We start from the raw sequence: 18,282 nt of genomic DNA, 5'->3' as shown, positions 1-18,282 counted from the left end.
TCTTCGCGTGCCCGTCACGCTTCCGGTCGGTACGCCCGGGCTCGGTACGCCCATGCTCAGTACGCCCGTGCGGCCCGCTCGCCGGTGGTGATCTTCACCGTCCAGGCGCCCGAGGGCGTACGGCCCTCCACCTCGACGCGTACCGACTCGCCGGGGACCGTGAAGCTCTCGCCCAGGGCGACCGGGGCGTCCGCCAGCGGCGGATAGACCGAGTCCTCCCAGCACGCCTCGGTGTGCGGATGGGCGTCGATCACCTCGATGGGCCCGCGCCCCGAGCGGGTGCCGCTGTGCACGCGGTAGACCAGCACCCCCGGCCGGCAGGCCGCCCGGTCGTTGCCGAACGGTCCGCGCACCTCGAAGGCCAGGGCCGAGTCCGCGCCCGTACGCACCACCGCGAGCTTGGTGCCCCGCCCCAGACCGAACGACGGCGCCCCCGCCGAGCCCGTCACCGGCGCGCCGGGCCCCGCCCCCAGCGGCTCCAGCGTCAGCCGCACCGGACCGCCCTCCTGCACGCACCGCACCTGGCGCGGCTCCAGCCAGCCCAGCTTCCACTTGTGCCAGCCGAACAGGTCCGGCGCGAGCGCGAACTGACTGCCCATCAGGTCCCAGTCCCCGACATGGGTGTCCCAGTCGCCCTTGCCGTCCACCGGCCGGTGGTACAGATCGGGCAGGTCGAAGACGTGCCCCGTCTCGTGTGCCAGCACCAGCCGGTCCGGCGGATGGTTCTCGAACACGGTGACGACCCGCCGGATGTCGGTCCCGTCCGCGCGCATCGGACGGTCCAGGTTGACCACCTTCGTGGCGTCCGAGTCCACCCCCGGCGCGTCCGGGTCCGCCACGAAGTACACGACGTCGTAGCGCGCGTAGTCGACGTGCGGATCGGACGCGGCGAGCGCGTCCCGCAGATACGCCGCCCGGTGCGCCACCGTCCAGTCGCGCTGTATGGCGTACGCCGTCGAGGGGCGCGGCATGCGGATCCACCGCTTCACCGGGTGCGCCCGCAGGCTGAACTTGCCGTAGGAGGCCCGGGCGAAGAAGCGGCTGGTCATCGGGAAGTGGTCGGCGGCCAGCTCGTCCGGCGAGGTCAGCGGGTGCGAGTCGGGGAACGACAGGAACACCATCACCGCGTCCAGCCGTCGCGTCGGACGCGGATAGGCCGCGTTCCAGGTGTCCAGGCCCTCGGAGTGGTGGGCGTCGGTCCGGGTCAGCGCGCAGGGCTCCGCCGAGAACGGCTCGGGACCGGACGGAACGCTCACCAGGGACGTCGCCGCGAGCGCCGACATCGTCGTGCACATCGCCGCCGTGGTCCGCAGCCGGGGCCGCACACCCGAACGGCCGAACCGCTGCCGCAGTGCCTCACGACCGAGTCCTCTCGGGGTGAGCTGACGCGGCACAGGGACCTCCGGGAGACGGTTCGCGGGACACCGCACCCAGAGTGGGATGATTTGTCGTACTACGCCCTGTTCAGCTGCACCGGTCGGGTGAGAACAGCGGGAAAACGGGCGGGACCGCGCGCGGTTCGCACCGCCCGCACTCACGGAACGTCACAACTGGTCGGAGCGGTGGCGGAAGGCGTCCTCGCCCGCGCAGAAACGATCTGGCAGAGATGCGGAACCGGCTCCGAGGCCGGACAGTGGCTGGAAGGGCCCTCCGCGGGCCTCTATGATCGGCACACTTTCCGGGTGCGGAGAGAGTTTTCCTGCACGACAGCGAGCGAATGCACTGCGGGAGCGAGTGGTGAGCGGAACGTCCGAAGGGCCGACGCCCGCGACTGAGCTCGGCCGAGCGGTCGTCACGGAGAGTGAGATTCTGGCGCCGTCGGGTGCGGAGTTCGCGGGGGCCGTCGAGGCCGTCGAGGCCGCCGGGCCTGTGCCTGACGAGGCCGTCGAGCCCGGCGCGCCGGACGGGCTCGCGGAGTCCCCCGCCCCGCGCACGCCGTCACCCCCGTCCTACCGCTCCGTCTTCACCGCCGCCCCGCTCGCCATGGCCGTCGTCGACCGCGAGGGCACGGTCACCGGCGCCAACGCCGCCCTCGCCGACCTGCTGGGCCGGGACCAGGACACCCTGACCGGCGCCGTCGCCGCCGACCTGGTCGACCTCGCCTCCGACGCCCGCACCTGGCACGCCTACCGCGAACTTTTGCGCGGCCGCCGCGCCCGGCTGCGCTGCACCCGGCGGCTGAAACACCCCGAGGGGCACGCGCTGTGGGTGCGGGTCACGGTCGCCCCGCTGCCCGCCGGCGACGGCGGCGTCCTCGTGTCCGTCGCCGACGTCAGCGACCACCGCGCCCTCCAGGCCCGGCTGCGCCACCTGCGCATGCACGACCCGGTGACCCGGCTGCCCAACCGCACCCTGTTCTTCGAGCGCCTGACCACCGCCCTGGAGGCGGAGTCGTACGCGGAGAGCGGCACCGGCCGGATCGGGCTCTGCTACCTCGACCTGGACGGCTTCAAGGCCGTCAACGACACCCTCGGCCACCGCGTCGGCGACCAGCTGCTGGCCGCCGTCGCCGACCGGCTCACCCGGTGCGCGCAGGACGCGGGGCGGACCCGGGCCGGGATCCCGCTGGTCGCCCGGCTCGGCGGCGACGAGTTCGCCCTGCTCGTGGAGGACTCCACCGGCACCGAACAGCTCGCCGACCTCGCCGAGTCGCTGCTCGACGCGATCCAGGAGCCGTTCGACCTGTCCGGCCGCCGTCTTTCGGTGTCCGCGTCCATCGGCGTGGTCGAGCGGCACGCCGCCGGGACCACCCCCACCGCGCTGATGCAGGCCGCCGACACCACGCTGTACTGGGCGAAGGCCGACGGCAAGGCCCGCTGGACGCTGTTCGACCCGGAGCGCAACGCCTCCCGCGTCACCCGCCAGGCGCTCGCCTCCTCCCTCCGCCCGGCCATCGACCGGGGCGAGTTCGCCCTGGAGTACCAGCCGCTGGTGGGCATGGACGACGACCGCGTGCACGGCGTGGAGGCCCTGATCCGCTGGCACCACCCCCGCTTCGGCACGCTCACGCCGAATCGGTTCATCTCCCTGGCGGAGGAGGACGGTTCGATCGTGCCGCTCGGCCGCTGGGTGCTGCGCACCGCCTGCCGGCAGGCACGCGACTGGCAGACGCGGTACCCGGACGAGCCGCCGATCTTCGTCAGCGTGAACGTGGCGGTCCGTCAGGTCTGGGACTCCGACCTGGTCGCGGACGTCGCCGACACCCTGGAGGAGACCGGCCTGCCCCCGCGCCTGCTCCAGCTGGAGCTGACCGAGTCCGCGGTGATGGGCTCCTCGGGCCGGCCGCTCCAGGCCCTCAAGGCGCTCAGCGACATGGGTGTCCGCATCGCCATCGACGACTTCGGCACCGGCTACTCCAACCTCGCCTACCTCAGCAGGCTGCCGGTGTCCGTGCTGAAGCTCGACGGCTCCTTCGTACGGGGCTTCCAGATCGAGGACCGCACGGCGCAGCCCGGCGCCGCCGACGAGGTGATCGTCGAGGCGATGGTGCAACTCGCCCACCGGCTGGGGCTGACCGTCACCGCGGAGTGCGTGGAGACCTCCGCGCAGGCCACCCGGCTGCGCCGCATCGGCTGCGACACCGGGCAGGGCTGGCTGTACTCACGGCCCGTCCCGCCCGACCGCATCTCCGAACTGCTCGGCACACCCGGGGTTCAGGCGGGCGTCGGCAACCCGTAGGCGTCGGCGATCAGTTCGTACGACCGCACCCGGACGTCACCGCCGTGCGCGTTGGCGGTGAGCATCAACTCGTCGGCGCCGGTGCGCTTCTGGAGGTCGTCGAGGCCGGCCCGGACCTCGTCCGCCGTGCCGTGGACGACGTTGGCGTTCCAGGACTCCACGAACTCCCGCTCCATGGGGCTGAAGTCGTACGCCTCCGCCTCCTCGGGCGTCGGCACGAGCCCCGGGCGTCCGGTGCGCAGCCGCACCATGTTCAGCGCGGCGGCCAGCACCTGGCGGCGCGCCTCCTTCTCGTCGTCGGTGGCGAGCGCCGAGACGCCGATCAGCGCGTACGGCGCGTCCAGCACCTCGCTCGGCCGGAAGCTCTCCCGGTACAGGTCGAGCGCCGGGACGGTGTTCTGCGCGGAGAAGTGGTGGGCGAAGGCGAACGGCAGGCCGAGCATGCCGGCCAGCCGGGCGCTGAACCCGGAGGATCCGAGCAGCCAGACCGGCGGCCGGTGCGGGGACTGCACCCCGCCGGGCGAGGTCGCCTGCACCGGGCCGGGCACGGCGTGGATACGGCGGTAGGGGTGCCCGTCGGGGAAGTCGTCGTCCAGGAAGCGGGTCAGCTCGGCGAGCTGCTGGGGGAAGTCGTCGGCGCCCTCGTTCAGATGGTCGGTGCGGCGCAGGGCGGCGGCGGTCGCCCCGTCGGTGCCGGGCGCCCGCCCGAGCCCGAGGTCGATCCGCCCCGGCGCCATGGCCTCCAGCGTGCCGAACTGCTCGGCGATGACGAGGGGCGCGTGGTTGGGCAGCATCACCCCGCCCGACCCGAGCCGGATGCGGTCCGTGTACGCGGCGAGGTGCGCGAGGATCACCGCCGGCGAGGAGGAGGCCACGCCCGGCATGGAGTGGTGCTCGGCCACCCAGTACCGGTGGAACCCGCGCCCCTCGGCGAGCTTCGCCAGCTCCACGCTGGTCGCCAGCGCGTCGGACGCGGTCCGCCCGGCTCCCACCGTGACCAGGTCGAGAACGGAGAGGGGAACGGGGGCGGTGCCGTGCGTCGTGCCCCTGATCTCGTCGCCTGCGGTCACGTGGGTGCCTCCTGTCGGACGTCCTCGCACTAGGTGCATGTGCGGTGGGGGCAACCGGGGGCGGGCGCCGGTTATTCCCGGGCCGGAACCCGAGGGGTGTAGGCGTGCTCGACTGCGCACTCGCGGCGGAGAGACGCCACGTCGGCCGACGAGGGGTCCGTATGTCTGGCATCTGCGTGGTGATGCGCTGCGCTTCCCACTCGAACTGTGATGCACCTCATACTGAGCCAAAATGTGAACAAGGCTCACTTACTCATTCTCAAACGTAACGATCATCACGCGCGCTACACGAATTCGCGACGCCAATGTCCATTTACTACCCGTTGACCTGACGTTCGGTAACAGGGTGAGGCACTGCAGGTAACTGTGTGGGCTTTGTGGGTGGGGTGTGGCGGGGATGTGGGACCGAAGTCGCGGCAGGACCATGGTCATTGGTGTCGTGATGGGCACGGCGTTGGCCGTCGGGTCGACTCCGGCGCTGACCGGTGAGGCGTTCGCCGGTGCACCGAACGCACCGGTATCACCGTCAATCGGGGCGAAGACTGACAGCCATGGCGCCGGTGGCTTCACGGAGGCTGAAGCGATGGCCGAAGCCAAGACAACCGGCGTACCCGTGGAGGTCGTGTCGCTGCGCGGGGAGGCGAGCGAGGTCTTCGCGACTCCGGACGGTCGGTTGCAAGCGCGTGAGTATCTACGTCCGGTCTGGACCCGTATCGACGGCGGCTGGAAGCGGATCGACACCGAACTGGCGGCCACCAGCGAGGGTACCGTCGCCCCCGAGGCGTCGACGGTGGATCTGGAGTTCTCCGGCGGAGGAGAGGGCCCGCTGGTGCGTATGAAGCGCGCCGGGCGTGAGTTGAGCCTGACCTGGCCGACGTCGCTGCCGAAGCCCGAGGTCGAGGGTCCGGTCGCCACGTACCCGTCGGTGCTGCCGGATGTCGATCTGCGGATGACGGCGCAGCAGGACGGGTTCACCCAGTTGCTGGTGGTCAAGTCGGCGGAAGCTGCCGCGAGTCCGGAGCTTGCCCAGTTGCGTCTGGAGCTGGATACACGCGGTCTGTCGGTGGAGGAGACCGAAGAGGGGGGACTGCAGGCACTCGACAAGGGAGCCGAGTCGCCGGTCTTCGAGGCTCCGCGGCCGATGATGTGGGATTCAAGCCCGGGAGAAAGCCCGGCAGGCGCGGAATCGAGCAAGGCAGCACCAGTTGAGAAGGCGGAGGGCAGCAGTGCGTCCGCCGACGCGGCAGCGACCGCGGGTGATCAGCCGGGCGCGGGGGAGTCGGGCAAGCTCGCCCCTGTCGGGGTCGACGTGGCGGAAGGGCAGGACGAACTGGTTCTGACGCCGGACGCGGATGTGCTGAAGGGAGAGGACACCGAATACCCGGTCTTCATCGACCCGCAGTGGTACACCCCCAAGGCCTCCGCGTGGACGATGGTGTCCAAGTACTGGGCGGATGCACCACAGTGGAAGTTCAACGGTGACTCCGACTCGGGCCTGGGCTACTGCAACTGGAACTACTGCAAGCCCCACGACACCAAGCGTCTCTTCTACCGCATCCCTGTATCCAAGTTCGCGGGACGCAGCATCCTGTCGGCGGAATTCGTCGTACGCAACACCTGGTCGGCGTCGTGCTCCGACCGTGGCGTGCAACTGTGGCGTACCAAGGACATCAGCTCGTCCACCACGTGGAACTCCCAGAACGTCTCGGGCTTCTGGATCGACCACCTCAAGACCGAGGAGTTCGCGTACGGGTACGAGGGGTGCGCTGCCAAGGACGCCGAGTTCGATGTGAAGTCGGCTGTCCAGCAGGCCGCGAACGGCAAGTGGTCGACGATGACCTTCGGTCTGCAGGCATCGAGTGAAAGCGACGGCTACGGATGGAAGCGGTTCTCGGACAACGCCTATCTCCGGGTCGAGTACAACCGTCCCCCGGCCCAGCTGAAGATGTCGCAGCTCACGATGACGTACGGCGGTACCTGCAAGACCCCGTACCCTCTCGCCCGCGTTCGCACCCTGGGCACGATCCGCGCGAACAACGTCACCGATCCTGACGGGGACAATGTCGGCGTACAGTTCCAGGCGAAGTGGGACGGAGGCTCGTGGAGTCCGACCCGCGCGGCAGGCAAGGCGTCCGGATCGTCGTTCGCGATCTCCCTGCCGTCGTCGATACCGAAGAACAAGACCGTCCGCTGGTACGCCAGGGTCTTCGACGGGGCACAGTACTCACCGTGGTCACATGCCGGAGCCGCGTCGGCATGCTACTTCGTCTACGACACCAGCGTGCCCCAGGCGCCGATGGTGAGCTCGGGAGAGTATCCGGAGTCTGATCCGGCCAACCCCGAGGACCCCTGGTACGACGGGGTGGGCCAGTACGGGTCGTTCACCGTCGACGGGGTCGACTCGGACGTGACGACGTACTGGTACGGCATCAACGGGGACCCGACCTCAAGAAACAAGATCACCACCTCGGGCGGTGCCGCGCGGATCGCGAAGGTGCTGCCGGCCAGACCCGGCGTGAACTTCTTCACGGCGCAGGCCTTCGACTCCGCCGGTAACGGCAGTGAGATCCGCACCTACCAGTACCGGGTGAAGGCCGGGCAGCCCGACAGGGCGACATGGCAGCTGGACGAAGGCGCGGGCTCGAGCCAGGCGAAGGGATCGACACCTCCGCGGACCCTGAAGCTGCTCGGTGGCACGACTGCCGAAGCCGAAGGCGCGGTCGGCACAGCGGTGCGGTTCAACGGCACGGACGGATATGCCGACACCGACCTGTCTCCGGTCAACACCACGCAGGGCTTCGCCGTCTCCGCGTGGGTCAACTTCGACCAGCAGCCCACACACTCGATGGTGGTGGCGACCCAGCCGGGCAACGTCATGGCCGGCTTCGAGCTCTATTACTCCCCGGTGCACGGCTGGGTGTTCAACCAGCATGCATCGGACACCGCCGGTGCCGCATCGGTCATGGCGAAGGCTGCCACCCCCGCCCCGGTCACGGTGGGCAAGTGGACGCACGTCGCCGGGTCCTACGACGCGACCGTGGACCGACTGCGCCTGTACGTCGACGGTCAACTGGTCGGCGAGAAGTCCTGGTCCACCCCCTGGAACGCCCGCCGAGGTCTGAGGATCGGGGCCGGCTCCTACACCGGGACGCCCGGCAACTTCTTCTCCGGCGCCATCGACGACGTGCAGATCTTCAACCGGCAGCTGGAGGACAGCGAGGTCACTCAGCTGCACGCGATGCAGACCGTCGGCGACCCGGGCCAACCCGCGCTCGCGGTGTTCCCCATGGACGAGGCAGTCGGCGCGACGGAGATCGTCGGACACGGCGGAGTGATCCCGGCGACCTATCACGGAACGGTCAGCACGGGCGTGCCGGGAGTCGCGGGCAAGGCCGCCCACTTCGACGGCACCACCGGCTATGCGAAGGTCGGCGAAACGAGCGCCCCGCACGTCAATACCTTCCGCAGCTTCACCGTCTCGGCCTGGGCCAAACTGGACTCCCTGGCGGCCGAAAGCGGCGTGGTGGTGCTGCAGGCCGGCAAGGAGCGGCCCGGGATGGAGCTGTACTACTCCGCCGCCGCCCAGCAGTGGGCCTTCGCCCAGTACACCGCGGACTCGGCGGACGCGGGCATCACCCGCGTCACGCAACCCGTTGGCGCGCAGGCCTATGCCGGGGAATGGGCGCACCTGGTCGGCGTGCACGACACGGACGACAACACGCTCACCCTGTACGTGAACGGCACGAAGGCCGGCTCCGTCACCCAGAACAGCCCCTTCTTCGCCGACAGATCGATGTACATCGGCGTCGGCGAATACAGCGGAGCGACGCAGTACCACTTCCCCGGCACCGTTGACGACGTACGTGTGATGGACCGGCCGGTCTCCGCCGAGGAGGTGCAGCAGATGTTCAAGCAGCGGCCTCTCCTCACGAGCCGGTGGACCTTCGAAACAGCATCCGGCACCCCGCTGACGACCCCAGATGCCTCCGCATCGGGCAACGACATGACGCTGAACGGCGGTGCGACTCTCGGCTCCGGATGGGTCGACGGCGGCGTCGACCTCGACGGTGTCGACGACTACGGCGCGACCTCGGTTGTTCCGGTCGATACCAGTGCAAGCTTCACGATCTCCGCATGGGCCCAGGCAGCCGCCCTCCCCAACCGTAGCGCTGCCCTGCTCAGCGTGCCTGGTACGACCCAGAGCGCCTTCACTGTCCGATACGAACCAAGGGCCTCGGATGGCGGCCCCGGACACTGGCGGATCGCGATGGCTTCGGCGGACTCCGCAGACGCCACCGTCGACCATATCGACAACGGTCAGTTCTTCAGCCCCACTGAGTGGACACATGTGGCCCTCGTCTATGACGGCTTTGCCAAACACCTCTCGCTCTACGTCAACGGTCAGCTCGAAGAGGTCGCCTGTACGGATGATGACGGTGACGGCGAGTCCGACGACACGGCCTGCGAGGACCGGCTGTCCTGGGCGGACGACGTGCTCTCGTTCAAGTCGGCGCAACCGATGCAGCTCGGTCGCGCCCAGAGCGGAAGCAACACCTGGGGCGACTACTGGCCGGGGGCCGTGTCCGATGTGTGGGCTTTCCAGGGCGCACTGACGGAAACCCAAGTTCAGCACCTTGCCGAGGGTCTGCCCGGCGCGCCCACAGAGGTACCCGACGGGGACTTCTGAGGAGAACGGTGCCGGGATTGGACCCGGCGCGGCCGCCCCTTCTTCGTGCACCACACAGACCCACAGCCCATTCCCTGTGCCGCCGGGCAGAACGGCCCGAAGCGAAACGAAGGAATTAAGACAGCATGAACGGCAGATTCGCCAAACCGCTTCGGATACTGCGGCGACGAATAGCACTGGCCTCAGCCGCCCTTATGGTCGGTACCCTCCTTCAAGCCGTGACGCAACCCGCCGCCGCTGTGGGCGACGACGTGCCGGTCGATCCCGCAGCCTTCGAGAAGCCCATCCCCGGGAGCACGGGCAAGACCAAACCGCGCGCCCTGACCACGGGCCCCCGAACCCCCGCTAAAGCGCCTGAGGATGCTTGGCCGAAGGCGACTGTGGTGTCGACGGAACTTCCCGAGCCCCACGGGAAGACACGCGGCAGGCAGGCCGTCCATGTCCCGGGTACACCACTGACCCTGGATGTCGGGGCAGCAGCTGGTACAAGGAGGGCTCGCGGCAGTGTCGAGACGCACGTCCTCAGCCGCAAGACGTCCGAGCGGGCCGGGATCGACGGTGTCCTCTTCACCCTGCAAGGCAAGGACACACCGGCTCGCGCAGGACAGATCCGCAGCACAGTGGACTACTCCTCCTTCGCCGGAGCGTATGGTGGCGGCTATGCCTCCCGGCTGACCCTGGTGGAACTTCCCGAATGCGTGCTCACGACCCCCGACAAACAGGCCTGTCGTGTGGCCAAGCCCGTCGAGACGGTCAACGATCTCGAGAAGCAAACCCTCACCGCGTCCAGCGTGTCCCTGCGGCCGACCGCTCCCACCGTTCTGGCGGCCGTGGCCGCGACGGAGAGCGCAAAGGGGGACTACAAGGCCACCTCCCTCTCAGCGTCAGCGACCTGGAACACCGACCTCAACACGGGTAACTTCGGTTGGTCCTACAACATGCCGGTGCCTGATGTGCCGGGCGGCCTGACCCCGAATGTCGGGTTGTCCTATTCCTCCGGCTCCATCGACGGACGAACTGGCAACACGAACAACCAGGCCTCCTGGGCGGGCGACGGGTTCGACCTGTGGCCCGGTTTCATCGAACGCCGTTACAAGCCCTGTGCCGATGACGGACAGACGGCGGACGACGGCGTCAACAAGCCGGGTGACCTGTGCTGGGCCTATGACAACGCCTACCTGTCGCTGAACGGCAAAGCCGGCGAGTTGGTGCCCAACGGCACGGACAAGTGGAAGCTGAAGCGCGACGACGGCACGAAGATCGACCGGCTCCGCGGTTCCGGCCGGGAGAACGGCACCCACGACGGTGAGTACTGGAGAGTCACCACTCCGGACGGCACCCTCTACTACTTCGGCTACCACCGACTTCCCGGCTGGTCGGACGGCAAGGAGACCACCGACTCCACCTGGACCGTGCCGGTCTACGGCGACGACACGGGTGAGCCCTGCCACGCCGGGACATTCGCGGATTCCTGGTGCCAGCAGGGCTGGCGCTGGAACCTCGACTACGTCGTGGACACCCATGGCAACGCCGTCACCTACTTCTACGACAACGAGGTCAACTACTACGGCCGGAATCTGAAGGCCGAAGACGGCACCCCCTACGTTCGTGGCGGCACCCTCGACCGCATCGAGTACGGCCTGAAGTCGTCCTCGCTCTATGAGACGAAGCCGCTGGCCAAGGTCATCTTCACCAACGACGACCGCTGCCTGAAGGACTCGAACACCACCTGCTCCGACATCGACGCCGACTCGGCCTACTGGTATGACACCCCCTGGGACCTGAACTGTGACAGCGGCGAAGACTGTGACCAGGGGCGCCTGTCGCCAGCCTTCTTCACCACCGAGCGTCTGACCAATGTCACCACCCAGGTCCTGGACGGCAGCACCTACAAGGATGTCGACTCCTGGGCGCTGACGCACCGCTGGGGTATGGCCGATACCGATTACCAACTGCTACTGGACTCCGTGCAGCGCACCGGGCACAGCGCCACACCGGCGATCACCCTCCCGAAAACCACGTTCGGGTACGTCCAGCGCGCAAACCGGCTCGACGAGACCGGTGACGGCTTTGCCCCGTTCATCAAGGACCGTTTGAACAGCGTCGCCGACGAGGCGGGCGGCCAGATCGACGTCGGTTACTCGGCGCCGGTCTGCGATGCGGGGGCCCTGCCCACTCCGCAGACCAACACCACCCGTTGCTTCCCGCAGTACATCGGCGGCAGCGCCAGCGACGACCCCGAACTCCAGTGGTTCAACAAGTACGTGGTCACCTCGGTGACCGCCACCGACCGCACGGGCGGAGCCCCCGACCAGGTCACCAACTACAGCTACCTAGGTGGTGCCGCCTGGCACTACGACGATGACGACGGCCTGACGAAGGAGAAGTTCAAGACCTGGTCCCAGTGGCGCGGCTATGGGCATGTGCGGGTTCAGACCGGCGGCCTTGGTGGCGCCCCGGCCATGAAGTCTCAGCAGGACAGCTACTTCCTGCGCGGCATGGACGGCGACCGCGAGGAGGCTTCGGGCGGCACCAAGGATGTCACCGTCTCCCTAGACGCCGGCGAAGGAGACCCGATCACCGATCACGAGTCGGCGGCGGGCTTCGCCTACAAGACCGTCACGTACTCCGGCCCTGGCGGCAAGGTGCTGGGCAAGACAGTCAACCGGCCGTGGCATCACCAGACGGCGAAGAAGGAACGCTCCTGGGGCACGGTGACCGCCAACTTCACCGGCACCGCGCACAGCCGCACCTGGACCTCGCTCGACGACGGCTCGGGCGCCAAGTGGCGCACGACCTCCTCCGCCACCACGTACGACACCGTGGCCGGCCGTGTCGTACAGGTCGACGACCACGGCGACAACAGTGTTACTGAGGACGACACCTGCACCCGCACCACCTACGCAACGAACCTCACTAAGAACATCCTCGGACTGCCGTCCCGGGTCGAGACCGTTTCCACCGGATGCGGCACCACACCCAGCCGCCCCGGTGACGTGATCTCCGACGTGCGCTCCGCCTACGACGGCGGCTCCTACGACGCGGAACCCGTCAAGGGCGACGTTTCGGCCACCGCGGTGTTGAAGAAGTACGACGGCACCACCGCCGTCTACCTCGAATCCGGCGCCACTCATGATGGATACGGCCGCACTCTCACCAGCACCGACCTCACCGCGAACGTGACGGTGACAGCGGCCGGAACCCTCACCCGCTCCCCGCGCGACGACGGCCGCACCACCACCACGGTACGCACCCCGACCACCGGCTTCCCCACCACCGTCAGTACCACCACGCCCCCCGCCACGCCTGGCGACGCGTCCACGGCGCAGACCTCGACCACCACTCACGAGGTCCTGCGGGGACTGCCCCTGGCCCAGACCGACACCAACGGCAAAGTCACCAATTTCGCCTACGACGCGCTGGGCCGCTCCACCAAGGTCTGGCTGGCCGACCGCCGAACCGACCAGACCCCCACTTACGAGTTCACCTACACGATCACCGAGGACAAGCCCGTCGCCGTCGGCACCAAGACAATCGGGAACGGGGGCGCACAGAGCACTTCCTACGTCCTCTACGACGGCTTCCTGCGGCCACGGCAGACCCAGGATCCGGGCCCGGACGGCGGGGCCCTGCTCACCGACACGTTCTATGACGAACGAGGTCTCGTCACTTATGAGTTGGCCACGTACTACATCGTCGACGAGCCCTCGGGCAGACTGTTCCTGCCGGACGACGCCCTGAGCGTCGAGACACAGAAACGCACCACCTACGACGGTCTCGGCAGGGCCGTGGAGAGCAGGCAGATCGCCGGCAACGGCGACGGCGGTACCGTCCTTGGAGTCACCAAGACTCTGTACGGCGGCGACCGCGTCACCACCATCCCGCCTGTCGGCGGCACCGCCACCACCGTCCTCACCGACGCCCGCGGACAGACCACCGAACTGCGTCAGCACCACGCCCGCAGCGCCACCGCCGCCTACGACACGACCCACTACCGGTACACACCGCGCGGCGAGCTGGACCGAATCACGGATCCGGCCGGCAATTCATGGACCTACACCTACGACCTGCTCGGCCGGCAAACCAAGTCCGTCGACCCGGACAAGGGTACGACCGTCAGTGAGTACGACGACCGTGGCCAACTCATCCACACCGACGATTCCCGTCCCGACGCCGATGCGCCGTCCCTGTGGTACTCCTACGACGGCCTCGGCCGGAAGACGGAGCTCCGCGAGAACTCAACGACCGGACCCCTCCGCGCCGCGTGGGTCTACGACACCATCAGCGGGGCCAAGGGCCACCTCGCCGAGTCCACCAGATACGACGACGGAAACGCCTACACCAGCGAGGTCGTCGCTTATGACCGCCTCTACCGTCCGCAGCGCACCTCCATCACCATTCCCGCTGCTGAGGGCGCTCTGCAAGGCACCTATCTGAGCACCGCGACCTATAACGTTGCCGGCTTGGTCCAAGGCAGTGGCTACCCCAAGGCCGGCGGCCTGCCCGCTACTTCGGTCACCTACACCTACGAGGACCAGACTCTGCGGCTCATCGGCACGAGCAGCAGAGAGAGCATCGGATCCACCGTCAGTTACAGCCTCACAGGCAAGCCCCACACGTACAAACTGACGCACGGCAGCAATAAGACGGTCGAAGCCAAGAACACCTATGAATGGGGGACCCAGCGCCTGGCCACCTCGCGCGTCGACCGTCAGGACGTAAGCGGCGTCGACCAGCACAACACCTACCATTACGACGAAGCCGGCAACGTCCTGTCCGTATCGGACGTCTCACGCTCCGGCACCGACACCCAGTGCTTCACCTACGACGGACTGCGCCGCCTGACCGAAGCTTGGACCCAGGCCGTTCCGACCTGCTCCACCGCCCCCAGCGGCACCTCCTTGGGCGGCCCCGCCCCCTACTGGCACTCGTACACGTATGACAAGGCGGGCAACCGCCAGACCGAAGTCATCCACGATGTCACTGGAAACACGGCCAAGGACACCGAGCGCACCTACACCTACCCCGGCGCGCCCAACGCCCAGCCGCACACCCTGACCTCGGTCACCACAGCCGGCCCGACGGGGGAGTCAAAGGACACCTACACCTACGACGCGGCCGGCAATACCGCGACCCGCACACTCGGCGGCGACACCCAGAGGCTCACCTGGGACGCCGAAGGGCACCTCGCCAAGGTCACCGAGCCGGTGGAGGGAAGCGCCGACAAGGTCACCGAATACCTCTACGACACCGAGGGCAACCGTCTCATCGCCCGGACACCGACCGAGACCACCCTCTACCTGGGCGCCACCGAGCTCACTCTGGCCAAGGGATCCACCACCCCGAAAGCCACGCGCTACTTCGACCTCGGTGGAGGCCATCAGGCCGTCCAGCAGGACGACGGCAGCGTCTCCATCACCCTCGCTGACCACCACGGCACAGCCCAGCTCGCCATCGGCACAACCACCCAGCAGCTCACCCAGCGCCGCACCCTTCCCTTCGGCGGCCTCCGCGGCACAGCACCGACCAACTGGCCAGGCACGAAGGGCTTCGTCGGCGGCACCGACGACACCAAGACCACCGGCCTGACCCACCTCGGCGCCCGCGAGTACGACCCGTCAACCGGCCGCTTCATCAGCGTCGACCCACTCCTGGAACTCGACAAACCGCAAACCCTAAATGGCTACACCTACGGGGCTCAGAACCCGCTCACCTTCACCGACCCCACGGGACTCGGCCTGGCCTGCGGCGGAAATGGTGACAGCACAGGTTGCCCGAAACGCAACGACGGAACCGAGGGGAACGGACGCCCCAACGAAGCCGCCAACCCAGCAGACGTTTGTGTCGCTCCTTGCGGGCCTGTCACAGTCAATAACGATGATTGGGAAGACCTGTGCACTGACGAATGCGCTGCCTGGATTCTAGGTGAAGGTACACCTCAAGCGCCTACCCTTCCCGTGAACATGTGCGGAGTATCGGTCAGCGACGGCTGTGATGACGATTTCCGGCAGAGGGTGAGACACGCGTATGCAGAGATGACGGTCATAGATGACTATTTCAATTGAACTATTCATCACGATCAGGGTGCTTGCGATACCGCTGGAGCTGCTTTCTCCTCAGGGGGTGGAACTTGGGCGGCAAGTATTGCCTTCGGCTTCTTCGGTACGGCAAAAAATCGCTTGGCCATAACGGGGACGAGGACGGCTACTGAGCTTAGGAATTCTCCAGGAGCAGTAACAGGGGGAGGGCGCCTATCTCGCGTCTCAGGGGGATGGCTCAAGGGGACTCATGGAAGTGCAGGGAAGATTCCAGGGCAGATTGCCAGGCAGCTGCAAGGTAAGCATTTTAAGAACTTTCGTGATTTTCGAGAAGCATTTTGGATGGCGGTCTCTGCCGATCCGGGCTTGGCGGGCGGTTTTAGTAAGGCAAACAGGACGCGCATGGCTGCAGGTAGGGCACCGTTTGTAGTGAAGCAGCAGGCTGTAGGGAAGAATAACAAGTATGTCCTGCATCACGTGACCCCCATCCAGCGTGGCGGCGGTGTCTACGACCTGGACAACCTCATAGTTGTGACTCCTCGGTATCATGCTGAGGTACTAGACCCTGATTATCATCAGTGAGGGTGTGAAGGCGTGCGAGACGTCACTCGTGATCAACTTATCGAAATTGTTCGCAAAATTATGGCAGGGGACGGAACAGAGGATGAAGTGGATGGGCTTGTGGAGATCCTCGAAGCGAGCGTTCCTCATCCTCGCGTGTTGAATCTCATCTACCATCCTGATGTCGAAGGGGTTGGGGGCGATTTGACGGCAGAAGAGGTTGTCGACGTAGCTTTGGCGTATACCCCTTTCGCTCAATGAGGGTCGGTGCCGAGCTCGTGGGGTTTGCGCTTCCTGCTCGCTTCCGCTTCGTATAGAGGTCGTATCATGATCATGATCAAGTCTTCTTGAGACGTCTCCAAGAGATCAGGCTGCAGGTCGGAGAGGCAAAGGCGTACTGGAGTTTGGTGCGTCGTCCCAGCGGACCGCGAGACGTTCCTGCGAGTGGAGCAGGGCGAAGGTCTGCTCCACCACGCAACGAGCTTGTCCATACCCTTGATGCTGGGGGCGCCCTTGTGGGAGACGTCTCTAAGCTGAAGTTGTGCGTATCCGACTATAAGTAACGCGCCCTCTGTCTCTGCACCAGCTGCTGGTGCAGAGACAGAGGGCGCGCGGGCAGTGCTTAGACCGTGTCCTACGTGGTGAGGCGGATGAGTCGCTTGTAGCAGCACAGGGCGGCGGCGAGGCCGAGAAAGGCCAGGTAGTTGCGGGGATCTCGCTCGTAGCGAGGACTCAAGCGGCGGTAGCCGGACAGCCACGACATGGTGCGTTCGATCACCCAGCGGCGGCGCCCTAATCGCTCGCTGGACTCGATGCCCCTGCGGGCGATGCGCACGCCGATCCGCTTCCCTCGCAGCCATCTGCGCAGGTCGGCCCGGTCGTAGGCTTTTGTCGGCGTGCAGGCGCTGGGGCTTGAAGTACCGGCCGCGGTGGGGGTCGTGTCTCGTTTGGTGACCCTCCACCATCGGCTTCAGCCCTTCGCTGTCGTGGGTGTTGCCAGCCGAGACGCCAACGAGGAGGGGCAGTCCGTTCGTGTCCGACAGGATGTGCATCTTGGAACCCGGCTTGCCCCGGTCCACGGGGCTTGGACCCGTGTGTTCGCCCCTTTTTTCGCCCTCACGTGGGCGGTGTCGAGGACGACGCGGGTGACGTCGAGGAGGCCAGCGTCGTCGAGCCGATGCAGCACGGCCTCGTGCAGCCGGCCCCAGACGCCGGCTCTCGACCAGATGAGGAACCGCCGATGGGCGGTCGACTTCGATATCCCGAAGCAGGGTGGCAACGCACGCCAGGCGCAGCCGGACACCAGGACGTAGATGATCGCGGCGAACAGCGTCTCATCTGGAGTGTCCTGTGTTCCGCCGCCCTGCGGCCGCGCACCTTCGACTGCGGGATCAGCGGCTTCGCGATCTCCCACAACCCGTCCGGAACAATCCAACTCGACGTACCCCGCCCCATACCGAGTTCAACGACGCCTCACCACGTAGGACACGGTCTTAATCATGCTTCAGGGCCCGCCGCCTCTGGCGGGACGGTATCTCGATCGCCCGGACGGCTTCCGCGTGAGATCCTCCGCCCGTGGCTACGGAGACCGAGGCGGGGGAGCTGTTGCACCAGCGCGGCTGGCGAACGGCGTTCACGGTCACTGAAAGGGTGAACGCGTGGGCCGCCCTGGTCAACGTCATCGAGCGCGGCTACAGCGACGACATCTACGAGTACACCAACGACCTCTACTGCCGGAACTGGCTGCACGAGGCATGGGTCCTGCTGGACGAACACATCGTCCAGCTCTGGACCCCGCGGATCAAAGCTCTGGACGACCGGTACAGGGCCGCGACCGACGATGACGACGGCCAAGCACTCGACCAGTTCCACAGGCTGCCCGGCCCCGACCTGTGGTGGTGGCGGCGACACCCGCACATCCTCACCGGAGACCTCGGGCGTTCCCTTCGCTCGGCCGGCGCCATTGGCACCGACCCTGACGCAGCATGACCCTCAGCCTCGTGGGCTTACGGGACAACCTTTAGTTAGGTGACGGAATTATTAAATACCTGGCACTTTCTCAGTTGGTGCGGATGGTGATCGCCATTGTGGTGTTTTCGGGGATTGTTCATCGGCAGTGCCGGCGACTGATGCGAACCGCGTATACGGGTGGACCGGTGCGTGTGGGCGATGCATCAGGCTCCAGGCCGCCGCGACTGTGAGCCGTCCGCAAGTACGTCGAGGGCAAGGGCGGCGCGGTGGTGGTTGG

Annotated in this window: 8 protein-coding genes and 1 pseudogene; 6 read left to right on the top strand and 3 right to left on the bottom strand. The window is 67.2% G+C overall.

Annotation, left to right across the window (positions count from 1 at the left end):
* Positions 1-56: 56 nt before the first annotated feature.
* Complete coding sequence (locus tag ACFOSY_RS08225) at positions 57-1,295, bottom strand: M6 family metalloprotease domain-containing protein (RefSeq protein WP_394306078.1); 1,239 nt, start codon at positions 1,293-1,295, stop codon at positions 57-59.
* Positions 1,296-1,734: 439 nt separating this feature from the next.
* Between ACFOSY_RS08225 and ACFOSY_RS08220 the strand changes: the two genes are divergently transcribed.
* A complete protein-coding gene (locus ACFOSY_RS08220; RefSeq protein ID WP_394306077.1) occupies positions 1,735-3,678 on the top strand; it encodes a putative bifunctional diguanylate cyclase/phosphodiesterase in 1,944 nt (647 codons plus the stop codon).
* Here ACFOSY_RS08220 and ACFOSY_RS08215 read toward each other — a convergent pair.
* Complete coding sequence (locus tag ACFOSY_RS08215; protein WP_394306076.1) at positions 3,654-4,787, bottom strand: LLM class flavin-dependent oxidoreductase; 1,134 nt, start codon at positions 4,785-4,787, stop codon at positions 3,654-3,656. The genes ACFOSY_RS08220 and ACFOSY_RS08215 overlap by 25 nt on opposite strands.
* Before the next feature lie 544 nt (positions 4,788-5,331).
* On the opposite strand from ACFOSY_RS08215, the gene ACFOSY_RS08210 reads away from it, so the two are divergent.
* The 4 genes from ACFOSY_RS08210 (at position 5,332) to ACFOSY_RS08195 (ending at position 16,295) form a co-directional block, all read left to right on the top strand.
* Positions 5,332-9,435, top strand: coding sequence for a LamG-like jellyroll fold domain-containing protein (locus tag ACFOSY_RS08210; protein WP_394306239.1), 4,104 nt, complete (start codon positions 5,332-5,334; stop codon positions 9,433-9,435).
* Between the two features lie 194 nt (positions 9,436-9,629).
* Positions 9,630-15,500, top strand: a complete 5,871-nt coding sequence (locus tag ACFOSY_RS08205) for an RHS repeat domain-containing protein (RefSeq protein ID WP_394306238.1) — start codon at positions 9,630-9,632, stop codon at positions 15,498-15,500.
* A 114-nt stretch (positions 15,501-15,614) separates the two neighbouring features.
* Positions 15,615-16,055, top strand: a complete 441-nt coding sequence (locus ACFOSY_RS08200) for a hypothetical protein (RefSeq protein WP_394306075.1) — start codon at positions 15,615-15,617, stop codon at positions 16,053-16,055.
* A gap of 12 nt (positions 16,056-16,067) precedes the next feature.
* The gene (locus tag ACFOSY_RS08195) at positions 16,068-16,295 is read left to right on the top strand and encodes a hypothetical protein (RefSeq protein WP_394306074.1); all 228 of its coding nucleotides are present in this window, start codon (positions 16,068-16,070) and stop codon (positions 16,293-16,295) included.
* A 373-nt stretch (positions 16,296-16,668) separates the two neighbouring features.
* Here the strand turns inward: ACFOSY_RS08195 and ACFOSY_RS08190 are convergent.
* Positions 16,669-17,489, bottom strand: a pseudogene (locus ACFOSY_RS08190) (IS5 family transposase).
* A 120-nt stretch (positions 17,490-17,609) separates the two neighbouring features.
* Between ACFOSY_RS08190 and ACFOSY_RS08185 the strand changes: the two are divergent.
* The gene (locus ACFOSY_RS08185) at positions 17,610-18,023 is read left to right on the top strand and encodes a hypothetical protein (RefSeq protein WP_394306073.1); all 414 of its coding nucleotides are present in this window, start codon (positions 17,610-17,612) and stop codon (positions 18,021-18,023) included.
* Positions 18,024-18,282: the final 259 nt, after the last annotated feature.

Origin of the sequence: Streptomyces lusitanus (assembly GCF_042647945.1) — a bacterium.
Classification (GTDB): Bacteria; Actinomycetota; Actinomycetes; order Streptomycetales; family Streptomycetaceae; genus Streptomyces; species Streptomyces pseudogriseolus.
This window is presented reverse-complemented; position numbering and strand designations above follow the sequence as displayed.